This window comes from Hymenobacter montanus (genome assembly GCF_014699115.1).
In the GTDB taxonomy this organism is placed as follows: Bacteria; Bacteroidota; Bacteroidia; order Cytophagales; family Hymenobacteraceae; genus Hymenobacter; species Hymenobacter montanus.
This window is the reverse complement of the sequence record NZ_JACXAD010000032.1, coordinates 40461-52692: the sequence shown is the minus strand read 5'-3', so window position 1 is coordinate 52692 and position 12232 is coordinate 40461. Positions and strand designations below refer to the sequence as shown.

General features: G+C 59.6%; 9 protein-coding genes. 8 read left to right on the top strand and 1 reads right to left on the bottom strand.

All coding sequences use genetic code 11. From position 1 onward, the window contains the following. The first annotated feature begins 908 nt into the window (after positions 1–908). The 3 genes from IC235_RS20565 (at position 909) to IC235_RS20555 (ending at position 3296) form a co-directional block, all read left to right on the top strand. Positions 909–1439 carry a DUF2911 domain-containing protein gene (locus tag IC235_RS20565; RefSeq protein ID WP_191007094.1) on the top strand — a complete coding sequence of 177 codons (531 nt, stop codon included), beginning with the start codon at positions 909–911 and terminating at the stop codon, positions 1437–1439. Positions 1440–1628: 189 nt separating this feature from the next. Further along, a complete protein-coding gene (gene selD / locus IC235_RS20560; protein WP_191007093.1) occupies positions 1629–2678 on the top strand; it encodes a selenide, water dikinase SelD in 1050 nt (349 codons plus the stop codon). A 24-nt stretch (positions 2679–2702) separates the two neighbouring features. Continuing rightward, positions 2703–3296 carry a hypothetical protein gene (locus IC235_RS20555; protein ID WP_191007092.1) on the top strand — a complete coding sequence of 198 codons (594 nt, stop codon included), beginning with the start codon at positions 2703–2705 and terminating at the stop codon, positions 3294–3296. A 125-nt stretch (positions 3297–3421) separates the two neighbouring features. Here the strand turns inward: IC235_RS20555 and IC235_RS20550 are convergent, their stop codons facing one another. Next, complete coding sequence (locus tag IC235_RS20550) at positions 3422–4840, bottom strand: hypothetical protein (RefSeq protein ID WP_191007091.1); 1419 nt, start codon at positions 4838–4840, stop codon at positions 3422–3424. Between the two features lie 166 nt (positions 4841–5006). On the opposite strand from IC235_RS20550, the gene IC235_RS20545 reads away from it, so the two are divergent. The 5 genes from IC235_RS20545 to IC235_RS22715 all read left to right on the top strand — a co-directional run bounded on the left by IC235_RS20545 (position 5007) and on the right by IC235_RS22715 (position 12218). After that, positions 5007–5405 carry a ribosome-binding factor A gene (locus IC235_RS20545; protein WP_317173622.1) on the top strand — a complete coding sequence of 133 codons (399 nt, stop codon included), beginning with the start codon at positions 5007–5009 and terminating at the stop codon, positions 5403–5405. A 113-nt stretch (positions 5406–5518) separates the two neighbouring features. Further along, positions 5519–6328, top strand: coding sequence for a class I SAM-dependent methyltransferase (locus IC235_RS20540; RefSeq protein ID WP_191007089.1), 810 nt, complete (start codon positions 5519–5521; stop codon positions 6326–6328). Between the two features lie 96 nt (positions 6329–6424). Further along, on the top strand, positions 6425–6811 hold the full coding sequence (locus IC235_RS20535) for a hypothetical protein (protein ID WP_191007088.1): 387 nt from the start codon (positions 6425–6427) through the stop codon (positions 6809–6811). 35 nt (positions 6812–6846) lie between these two features. Then, a complete protein-coding gene (locus IC235_RS20530) occupies positions 6847–8079 on the top strand; it encodes an ABC transporter permease (protein WP_191007087.1) in 1233 nt (410 codons plus the stop codon). 119 nt (positions 8080–8198) lie between these two features. Next, positions 8199–12218, top strand: a complete 4020-nt coding sequence (locus IC235_RS22715; RefSeq protein WP_191007086.1) for an SNF2-related protein — start codon at positions 8199–8201, stop codon at positions 12216–12218. Positions 12219–12232 lie beyond the last annotated feature (14 nt).

Genomic DNA, 12232 nt, shown 5'->3' with positions numbered 1-12232 from the left:
AGCACTTTCTCAGTATGGCGCAACTGGCCTGTATTCGGCGTATCCTGCAGCGCCACTTTTCAGACACAGCCTAACTGCTCTACTTCAGGGAATAAGGAGGCAACTTGGAGATAGCATTCCTGAGATAGAAAATTAGGTATGCTAGTCCTAAATCTCATGCACCTGCTTACCGGGTCATACCTATGGTACTCAAAACCGAAATAAACGGTAAGTTCTATACATTTGAACTACAGCTCAACACTATGAGAGCTTCAATTGCCGCAGAGCTTGAACCACAACACAATCTTTAAGCCTCTTGTACAAGTCACGGAAGAGCAGAAGCAGACGATCAAACGTATTATATGGCGGAAGCAGTTGCTCTAAACCAATTAGCAACAAGTATAACTATGGTTAATCTCTCAGACTTGAGCACAATGAGAATTTTTTATCTGAAGAGTCCTGAAGGAAACATGCAAGCAACCTTTATGATTGATGGTCGGACTTATTCTAACCCTGATGATGTAAGGCGAGATACTTGGGAAGCTTATCAAGCGATAAATAACAGGCTAATTGTAGCTGAGTCAGAGGTGCGCTCCCTTGAGCCAAATTCCCCAGCACCTTGTCTCCCAACTTGGCAAGAATATAAACATTGTCTACCACCGCTCTAAAGAATCTAACTCATGAAAATCTTTGATAGTTGGAAATCTTGGGCAGAAGCAAAGCAGTCTTATTTCCTGTTGATACGCTGAATTCGTTAGAACAAGCATTTAGAGCAAGCAACGGTTGAAATAAATTACCGCCTTATACAACTGTACCCGACTCCGCTGGGTTTCACTGTCTGAACGTAAGGCTCCGGGTCCAGTAGTCGGGCGGAGCTTTTCAAAGCTGCTACCTTGGCGCTAATCTTCAACCATTTTAACCTCAACCCAATGACTGCTACCCGATTATTTCACCGCTTCGCTCTAGGGCTTGCTACCGTGCTGACTGTCAACATAGCTCACGCGCAGACTGAGGCGCCCAAAGAGGCCAAACCCAGCCCCGCCGCCACGGCCACCGGCAAGATAGGCGGGACCGACGTGACCGTGGCCTACAGCAGCCCCGCCGTGAAAGGCCGGACGATCTGGGGCGGCTTGGTGCCTTATGGCCAAGTGTGGCGCGCGGGCGCCAACGAAGCCACGACGGTCATGTTCAGCAAGCCGGTGAAGGTGGAAGGCCAGGCCCTGCCCGCCGGCAAGTATGGCTTCTTCGTAATCCCAACGGAGAAGCAGTGGACCGTGATTTTCAACAAAGTGCCAAACCAGTGGGGCGCGTTTAAGTACGACGAAAAGCAAGATGCGCTGCGGGTGATGGTGACGCCCCGCAAAGCCGCCAGCATGGCGGAGCGCCTAGCTTATGAAGTGACGCCCAAAGGCTTGGTGCTGCGCTGGGAAAACCTCGAGGTGCCGGTTGCGGTGAAGTAAGCCCGCCCACTGCCTGCGGACTTTCGTAAGCAAAAAAGAGGAACGAAGCTGGGTGGCCAGGTGCTCCAAGCTTCGTTCCTCTTTTTGATTGCTGTACCGATGCCAAGGACCGCCCCGCGGGTGGCTCCCAAACTCTTTGCGGACTTTTGTGGTCCATTACCAGCGGGCAGAACCGCTTTTCTTTTTCTCATGACTCCTACAACAGACTATAAGCTCACCCAATACAGCCACGGGGCGGGCTGCGGCTGCAAAATCGCGCCCGCCGTACTCGACCAAATGCTGCACACCAGCATTGCCCAGCCCCGCGACGAAAAGCTACTGGTGGGCAACGCCAGCCGCGACGACGCGGCGGTGTATGACCTGGGCGGCGGGCAGGCGGTCATTTCGACGACCGACTTTTTCATGCCCATCGTCGACGATGCGTACGATTTTGGGCGCATCGCCTCGGCCAATGCCATTTCCGACGTGTACGCCATGGGCGGGCGGCCCCTGCTGGCTATTGCCGTGCTGGGCTGGCCCGTGGATAAGCTGCCGCCCGAAGTGGCGCGACGGGTGCTGGAAGGAGCCCGCAGCATCTGCGCCGAGGCGGGCATTCCGTTGGCGGGGGGGCACAGCATCGACTCGCCGGAGCCCATTTTTGGCCTGGCCGTGACCGGCCTGGTGGCCACCGCTGACCTCAAGCAAAACAACACGGCCACGGCGGGCTCGGAGCTGTACCTGACCAAGCCGCTGGGCGCAGGCATTCTCACGACGGCGCAGAAAAAGGGCATCCTGCGGGACGAGGACGCGGCCATCGCGCCGGCCCAAATGATGCAGCTGAACAAAATCGGCGCCGAGTTAAGCAAGCTGTCCACGGTAACGGCGCTGACCGACGTAACCGGGTTTGGGCTGCTGGGCCACTTAGCTGAAGTGTGCGAAGGCAGTGGGCTGACGGCGGAAATCGAGTTCTCGAAAGTGCCCCGTATCGTGGCCGCCGAAGCGTATCTGAAGCAAGGCAGCGTGCCCGGCGGCACCGGCCGCAACTGGGCCAGCTACGGCCACAAGGTGGGCGCCATCAGCGACGAGCAGCGCGCCTGGCTCTGCGACCCGCAGACTTCGGGTGGCCTGCTGGTGTGCGTGGCCCCGGAGGGCCGGGAAGAGGTGCTGCGCGTATTTGCGGAGCACGGGCTGGCGCTGACCAGCTTCGGCCGGCTGCGGGCGCACAAAGAGAACGAGGCCTGGGTGCAGGTCAGCGCCTAGCGGTACCAGGCATAAGCTCCGGCAATGAAGGCTTCTTTTCTGCGCTCCCTGCTCGAAGCGGCGGCCGGGCTCCTGCTGGTATTGGGCGCCGCCCGCTGGCTGACGGGACTTTTCTCCAGGCGTACTCGCGTTTTTCAAATCACGGCCGCGCGGCACTTGCAGCTGCTCTTCTGGCCACTGCTGGCCCTGGGCGCCGGGCTGAGCGTGCTGCCAGCCGTGGCGCTGAACAGCCCGACGACCAGTCAATTTGAATGGAGCCTGACCCTGGGCTTCGTGCTGTTTACCCTGGCGCTGAGCGGACCCGCGCTGCTGTTGCACCTGCGGTACTGGCTACTGAACTACGAAACCACCTTGGTGTTTCAGCCCGACCACAATCGGTTGGAGGTGTACGAAGCCGGCCAGCGCCAGGCCTTTGAGCGCCGCGACCTGGCCGGGGTGGAGCGGGTGACGTGCCGGGCCCGCCGCACTTTTTGGGCGAAGTACGATTACCTGCGCCTGCGCTTCGTGGATGGGCGCACCATTGTACTCACCTCGCTGCTGACGGACTTGGAGCCACTAGCCGGGTTCCTGCGCAACGTGCCCACGCAACGGCGCAGCCGCCCCTGGTGCTGGGTTTAGTAGGTCGGGAGCCGTTTAGCTAATAGTAGTTCAGCTCCCTCCTGGGTCTTGCTCAGTGGGGATTAGGGAAGGAGAGCCGCGGCTTATTCGCTCGTGGCAAGCCAGTTCCTGACCCTTGAAGCCGATTATTTTTTAGGCCGACGCTGGTACAGGCCGGGGGTACTCGTGGGCTCATAGGCGCCAAATATGCCGGGCAGCAATCGCTTGAGCCGGGGCACCTGAGCGCTTTGATCCAGCAAGTAGGCGGGCGGCGCAGGGCCTATTTGCTGGGCCACCCGTACCACGGCGGCGTATTCCATCAGATGCCCGAAGTCGGCTTGGGAGAGGGCCCAGTCCAGATAAGGGGTGGCGGGATAGTTGTTGAAATAAGCGCGGTCGTCGGGACCGAGAATGAGCAAGGTCTGGCCGCGTAGCGCCGCGTAGCGCGGGTCGGGCCGCAGCCCAAAGCGGCTTTCGGCGGGCATGCGCAGGAAGGCTTCGAGTCCCGGCACCTGGGCCCGGTAGCGGAGCCCCACGGCGGCACTAAGGATGAGCAGTAGCAGCAGCTCCAGCAGCCAGGGGCGCTGGGAGCGCTGCCAAAGAAACAGGCTGAAGTAGGCCACCGGCGGCAGCGTGAGCACTAGTACCCCGGGCGCGGTGCCCCGCTCCACGGCCGCCGTAGCAATGGCTACCACCAGCCACACCAGCATCAGCTGCCGAAACTTTACCTGAAACACCAACCCCAGCGAGGTGCTCAAAGACCGTAGCAGCGCCAGGGCCAGCACCAGCACGGGCAGGATCAGCAGGCGTAGCTGCAAGCCGGCCGGCAGCCCGCTGCTGATTAAATCGGTGAGGCCCGGCTGCAGGTGGAACTGCACAAAACCCGGCAGGGCGCCAGTGTAAAAGAAAAACGTGGCTACTAGCGCGTAAGGGAAGAAAAACCCGCACAGCAGCAAGAGCGAGCTCCGAAAGGAATTGGCCGCGAAAATGATTACCGCAAACAAGCCCACCACCAGAAACAGCGTCAGCGGCAGGTAGCACAGGGCCCCCACCCCAATCAGAAACCCGGCCCGAAACAAGCGGCGGTTGTCGTAGCCTTCGCGGGAAGTGGGTAGCAGCGCACTCAGGGCAAAAATGATAAACGTGTGCCCCAGCAGCAGCGGCGAGAGCGCATCCAGATCGATGCTTACGCTGCCCACCACCAGGTAGGTTAGGGCGGCGATGTAGCCGCGCTCGGGGTGCACTTCGTAACGGTTAAAAACCAGGTTCAGGCGGAAGGCTTGTACCAGCAGCAAGCCCAGGGCGCAAGCCCGGTAGAGCCCTACGGGGCGGGACAGCGCCGCGTCGAGCCCGGCGAACAGGGCCGCGGCCAGCGGGGCGGTGCCCTCGTAAAGATCGCGGTAGAGCATGGCGCCGCCGTGCAGGCGCTCGCCCACCAGCAGGGCCCGTAGCTCAGCCGCCGTCAGCGGCAGGCCAAACCAGAGCAGTGGCAGGCGCAGGGCGAACGCTAGTATCAGCAAGGCCAGCAGCTGCGCCGGAAGGGAACTTTTGAAAAAGCGAAGCAAATTTTAGGTTGCTGATGGTAGGTTTCTCGTTTCCGACTGTAAAGATTGAAGATAGTCGTACATGTTGGCACCTGCCGACACTCCCAACCCGCAAACGAGCCAGCACAAACGAAGAACGATAAACCTACCTTTGCCGCTGATTATGGAAAGCAAACGACAACAAAAAATGGCCAGCCTACTCCAGCAGGAATTGGCCGCCGTGCTCCAGCGCGACTTGCCTCACCTGTTTGGGGGTGGGCTAGCACCGGGCATCAGCACCGTGAAGGTGACGCCCGACCTCGGCCAGGCCCGCGTGTACCTCAGCCTGCTGCTGGGCGGCGATGCGGAAGCGCGGCTTGAGCTCATCCGCGAAAACGCCAAGGCCATTCGCCAGGCCCTGGGCAAGCGCATCCGCCAGACGGTCCGGGTAGTACCCGAGCTTATTTTCTTCCACGACGACAGTGCTGCTTATGCCGCGCACATGGACCAGGTGCTGAGCACGCTGGACATCCCGCCCGCGCCCCAGGAGGAGCCCGACGACACTGCCGACCCGCTGCGCCGACCCCGCCTTTTCAAGGGGGAATAATTTCCTGAAATGTGGAGAACAAGGTGATGTGAAAAATGTGGAAATAACCAGCCCACAGCAAATCATCAGTACGTTTTCACTTTTTCCCATCGGTACATTTTCACATTTACTCCTTGTACTACGACCCCATTAAGAAGACGCTCGGCCAGGTATTTAACCGCACGCCGTGGCTGCGCCGACTGTTTTATCATCTGCTTGACTTGCTGCTGCTACGTACCTGGCACGTGCACCGGGAGCTGCGCCGCTGGGCCAAAGGCCGTACTCAGGAGCCGTTGAACATCCTGGACGCGGGCTCGGGCTACGGCCAGTACACGTACTGGCTGAGTGGCTTAAGCGCCAAATGGGAAATTCTGGCCGTGGATGTAAAGGACGAGCAGGTGGCCGATTCCAACGATTTTTTCCGGAAGATTGGGCGCCGTAACGTGCAGTTTGCCGTGCAGGATCTGGTGCTCTACCAGGAGCCTAATGCCTTTGATCTGGCGCTCTCGGTCGACGTGATGGAGCATATTCTGGAAGACGTGGAGGTGTTCCGCAACATTCACGCCTCGCTGAAAGACGGCGGCCTGCTGCTCATCTCCACGCCCAGCGACCAAGGTGGCTCCGACGTGCACGACGATGGCGAAACCAGCTTCATCGAAGAACACGTGCGCGACGGGTACAACATCCGCGAAATCCAGCAGAAGCTGCGCACGGCCGGCTTCGAGCGCATTGAGGCCCGCTACGCCTACGGCGAGACCGGCCAGATATCGTGGCGCCTCAGCATGAAGTACCCGATTTTGATGCTGGGCAAGTCGCGCCTGTTTTTCCTGCTGCTGCCGTTTTATTACCTGGTCACGTTCCCGTTTTGCCTGCTGCTAAATTGGTTCGATGCCCGCACCGTGCACGACTCGGGTACCGGCCTGATTGTGAAGGCCTGGAAGTAGAAGCAGGCCTAGCGAATTGGCTCCGTGGTTGCCCGGCAAAAGCCCGTACCTTAGTTCCTGCCTTTGTTCGTTTACCGCCCGCTAACTTCTCCGCCAATGGACCCTCACAATTTTCAGAAGCTTATGGAAGCGCTACTCAACCATCTGGAGCGGCAGGATGCTCAGGCCGTCACCACCAATGACTTGCTGCTTCAGCTCGTGGGGGAGGTGCGCAGCACCCGGCAGGACAGCCAGCAGTTTCAGCAGCGGCAAAGCCTGTTCAATCAGCGCATGCTGGAATGGACTGACCGTCAGGAGAAGTTTAATGACCGTCAGGAAAAGTTTAACGAGCGCCAGGACCAGTTCAACATCATCTTCCTGGATGAAATCCGGGGCATGAAAAAGGACATCAAGGACCTGACCGAAGTGGTGCTGAAACAGCACGAGGGACGGCTGAAGCGCTTGGAAGACTTTATGGACGGGCTGATGCGACCGGCCAGCTAATGCCTCGCCTTGCCTGCTGCCGCTAACGCCCGCCCGTGAACGTTCCCCTGCTCATTGCCCAGCGCTATTTCCGCTCCAAGAACAAGCGCAACATCATCACCATCATCTCCAACATCTCGATGGTGGGGGTGGCGGTGGGCACGGCCGCGCTCATCATCGTGCTGTCGGTGTTCAACGGGCTGGAAGACCTGGTCCGCACCCTCTACGGCAAATCTGACCCCGACCTGGTGATTTCGGCTACCAAGGGCAAGGCCTTCGACGTGGCCCCCGCGTTCCTGCTGAAGCTTGAAAAGATGCCCGGCGTGGCCCTGCTCACTGAAGTCATCGAAGACAATGCCCTGCTGCAGTACCACGACCGCCAGATGGTGGTGAAGATGCGCGGCCTCTCCGACAACTACTTTGGCCAGAGCCCAATCGACGAAAACATTCGGGAGGGCGACCACCGCCTCCGCCGCGACAGCCTGGAACTGGCCCTGGTGGGGGCCGGCGTACAGCACGAGCTGAGCATCACGCTCAACAACCGCCTGACGCCGATGCGGCTGCTGTATCCGCGCAATACGCCCGGCAGCAAAACCCTGAGCCTTAATCCCGACAAAGCCTTCAATGAGCAGAACATAATTGCCGGGGGCGTTTTTCTCATCGAGCAGCACATCGACGATAGCTACATCTTCGTGCCGCTGACCTTTGCGCAACGCCTGCTCGGCTACGGCTCCCGCCGCACGGCTCTTTACGTGAAGGTGAGCCGAAGCTTCGAGGTTGATGAAGTGAAAGAACAACTGCGCCACATGCTCGGGCCCGGCTTCAAGGTGCAAGACAGTGATGAGCAGCACGTGAGCTTGTTCAAGGCCATCAAAATAGAGAAGCTGTTCGTGTTCATCACCTTCACGCTTATTCTGCTCATTGCTTCGCTCAACATCTTCTTTTCGCTGTCGATGCTCGTCATCGATAAGAAGAAAGACATTTCGGTGCTGCTGGCCATGGGAGCTAATCAGACCACCTTGCGGCGCACCTTTCTGCTGGTGGGGGCCATCGTGGCCCTGGTGGGTGCCACCGCGGGCCTGGTGGTTGGGGTGGCCCTGTGCTGGCTCCAGCAGCGTTTCGGCTTCGTAAGCATGGGCATGGCCACGAGTGTAGTCGATGCCTACCCGGTGAAGATGGAGGCGGCGGACATTGTATTTATCTGTCTGTCCATCATTCTCATCACCTTAGCCGTCAGCATTCGGCCCGCTTTGAATGCGAGCAACTTGGACGTGCGCGAGAACCTGTAGCACCCGCTGCCTTCCCGGGCGCCGAAGCTGCAAGGCCGTAATTCTGTACATCGGTCGCGAAGTTTTCCCGTGCCTATTTCCGCTTTCAGCCCTACCTTGCGCCTTCCGCATGTCCGGTTATGAAAGTTTCTACCGCAGAGCCATTTCAAATTGTTTACTCGCTGTTCGAGCACGAGTTCCTCGGCCATCTGTTCGCCGCCTACGTGGTGCAGCTTGGTCCGCGGGGCCAGCTAACCCTGCAGCACCAAACCGTTTCGGGCAAAAACGCCCACGAGTTCGCCGCGGGCCTCGACGCGATCGACTTCGAGCTGGTAGAGCTGTGCGACCAGATTCAGCAGGAAGCGGTGGTGAAGGAGTTCTGGCCCCGTAAAATCGCCACGGCCGAATTCTTCCTGAAAGTCTACCACGCCGAAAAGGGCGATAAGCCCCTGCAGGAGGTTATTTCCCGACACGTGCAAAAGCGTATGGCGGGCATCCTGGCGCAGTTGGCCAATAAGCGGGTGTTCATCATGGGGCGTGATGGGGAGCCCACCTGGCGCGAAATCGGTCTGGCCCCGGCCAAGGCTTCTATCCTGTTTCACTTCCGGCGCAACGAGGACGGCACGCATTACTTCCCAACCATTCAGTACCAGAGCCAGCGGCTGGACTTCCAGTACAAGGACGCCGTGCTGGTGTGCCTGCAGCCGGCCTGGTTGCTGCTGGGTAATCTGCTCTACTCCTTCCGCACCGAGGTGGATGGGCGCAAGCTGTTGCCGTTTCTGAAGAAAAAATTCATTGTCGTGCCCCGGCAAGTAGAAGAGAGCTACTTCCAGAAGTTCGTGGCCCCGCTCATGGAATCGTTCGAGGTCCACGCCCGGGGCTTCGACATTCGCTCGGAGCGCTACGTGGCGCGCCCCCGGCTTACGTTCAGCGATGCTCTGCCCGCCGCGCCGGTGCCCGAGGTTCCCGTGCGCCCGCCCGGGCCGCCACGCCGGGGCCGGATCCCGCTGCCCAAACCCGCGGTGCCCCTGCTCACCGGTACCGAGACCGAGCAGATTCACTTCGAGCTGAGCTTCCGTTACGGGCCTCACCTTATGGCGCTGGGCACCGACAAACCCGTGAGCGTGCGCCTGGAGAAAACGGCCGACAGCTATGTGTTCCACCGCTTGCTGCGCAACCAGGAGCAGGAGCAGGCCACCGTGGCGGAGCTGCGCGAGCGCCAGCTCACGGTAGAGAATGGCCACGCCACGCTGCCCAAAGGGGAGGCGTTTAAATGGCTGTCCGACAATACGCCGGCCCTAACCGAGCTGGGCTACACGATAGAGGCCGCGGCTACTGCCACCAAAAGCTACTTCATCGGCCCAACGAGCGTCCATGTGGGTATTCAGGAAGCTGGTGACTGGTTCGATGTCAGGGGCACGGTACGGTTTGGGGACATTGAGGTACCGTTTATTCGGCTGCGCGGCCACATTTTGCAGCGGCGCCGCGAGTTTAAGCTGCCCAATGGCCAGATTGCCATCATCCCCGAGGAGTGGTTTACGGACTACCTGGAGCTGTTTGCCTTCGGCGAAGAAACCGCTGAAGGGCTGAACCTGCGCCGCCACCACCTGGCCCTGGTGGCCGATTTGCAGAGCAGCGAGCTGGCCACCGTGCGCATGGGCCGCAAGCTGGCCAAGCTGCGCGACTTCGCCGAAGTGGAGGACCACCCCCTGCCCGCTGGCTTCCTGGGCGAGCTGCGCCCCTACCAAAAGGCCGGCTACAACTGGCTGCGCTTCGTGCAGGACTATCATTTTGGCGGCTGCCTGGCCGACGACATGGGCCTGGGGAAAGCCCAACCGCTACATGCCAATATTCTGACTCCTACCGGCTGGAAGCCGATGGGACAAATGCGCCTCGGTGATTCCATCATCAACTCGCAGGGCCATACCTCCCGAATAACGGGCGTGTTCCCCCAAGGCGAGAAGGAAATTTTTCGCGTCACTTTTACTGACGGCTCCACGGCGGAGTGCTGCGCCGAGCATTTGTGGGCCGTGCGAAGCCCCGTACAGAAATACCGGGGCCAGGCCTATCAGGTGAAGACCCTGCGGGAATTAAGCGCCGACCTGCACGACCGCCACGGCAACCCGAAGTGGTTTGTGCCGATGGTGAAACCCGTAGAGCTGGACCCACAGTCGGTGCCCGTCGACCCCTATTTTATGGGCCTGCTGCTGGGCGACGGTTGCTTTCGGCAAAACAGCACTGGGCTGTCAACCAGCGACGCTGAAATTGTGAATTACGTGGCCGGGGAGTTGCCGCCCACCCTGGCCATGCGTCGGCAGGGCCTCAGCTACGACTATACGTTTGTGAAAAACGTGGCCGGCTGGACAAATGAGCTGATGCAGCACATTCGGCGCCTGGGCTTGCAAGGTAAAGGGTCACTGACCAAGTTCATTCCCGAAGTTTACCTCTACAATGATGTGGCGACGCGTTTGGCCATATTGCAGGGGTTGATGGATTCGGACGGCTACGTGTCGGCAGGGGGCGACGTATGCCGGTTCTCTTCCATTTCGCCTCAGCTGATTGCGGGGGTCACATTTTTGGTGCAATCGCTGGGTGGCACCATAAGGCAAAGCGCGAGGGCGCCATCGTACTCCCACTTGGGAGAGAAACGCACCGGGCAGCTTGCTTACACTCTCACGCTGAGCTTGCCGCCCCATATTCAGCCGTTCCGGCTGAGGCGCAAAGCGGCTTTGTACCGTCCTAAAACCAAATACCAGCCCTACCGCGGCATCAAAGCAGTGGAGTTGGTGGGCGTCATGCCCGCCCAGTGCATCTCAGTGGATGCGCCTGACCGGTTATACGTGACGGATAATTTTGTGCTGACGCACAATACCGTCCAGACTCTGGCTATGCTACAGCAACGCCGCGAAAGTGGCGAAGCTCAGGGGGCGGCCTCCCTGCTGGTGCTGCCTACTTCCCTGGTTTTCAACTGGTTGAATGAGGCAGAGAAATTTACGCCCGGCCTGCGCGTGTTGGCCTATACCGGCACTTACCGCGACAAAAATCCCGACCGGTTTGCCGACTATGACCTGGTGTTGACCAGCTACGGCATTGTGCGCCTCGACACCGACCTGCTGGCCAGCTACAAGTTCGATTACGTGATTCTGGACGAGTCGCAGGCCATCAAAAACCCATCGAGTACCACCTCGCAGGCCGTGCGGCAGCTGCGGTCCAAGCACCGCCTCATTCTGACGGGCACACCCGTCGAGAACAGCACGATGGACCTCTGGTCGCAGATGTCGTTCATCAACCCCGGCCTGCTGGGGACGCAGGCGTTCTTTCGCAAGGAATTTCTCAAGCCCATTGAGAAAGACCAGGATGAAAAGCGTACCAGGCGGCTGCACGCCCTTATCAAGCCCTTCATTCTTCGGCGGCACAAGGCCCAGGTGGCCAAGGAGCTGCCCGAAAAAACCGAGCAGCTCAGCTACTGCCAGATGACTGAGGAGCAGGCCCATGCCTATGAGGAAACCAAGAGCTTCTACCGCAACAAGATTCTGCGTAACCTCGATGAGCACGGTCCGGCCAGCACCCAGTTTCTGCTCCTGCAGGGCCTGACCCGCCTGCGCCAGATTGCTAACCATCCGCGCCTGGCCGACGAGGACTACAACCACGAATCGGGCAAGCTGCGCGAAGTGCTGCGCATGATTCGCAACGTAGTAGCTGAGGGGCATAAAGTTTTATTATTCAGCCAGTTCGTGCAGCACCTGGCCCTGGTGCGGGCGGCCCTCGACGAGCGCCAGCTGCCGTACGCTTACCTCGACGGCGCTACTCGCGACCGGCCCGCTGAAGTGGCCCGCTTCCAGGAAACGGAGGACCTGAAAATATTCCTCATCAGCCTCAAAGCCGGCGGGGTGGGCCTCAACCTCACGGCTGCTGACTACGTCTTCATTCTCGACCCCTGGTGGAACCCCGCCGTGGAATCCCAGGCCGTGGACCGGGCCCACCGCATCGGCCAGCAGCGCCCGGTGTTTACGTACAAGTTCATCACCCAAGGAACGGTGGAGGAGAAAATCCTGGCCTTGCAGCGCCGCAAGCTGGCCCTGGTAAGCGAGCTGATTGCGACGGATGAGGCCGTAATTAAGCAGCTCACGCGGGCGGACATTGAGGAGCTGCTGGGTTAAATAGCGGTTACTGA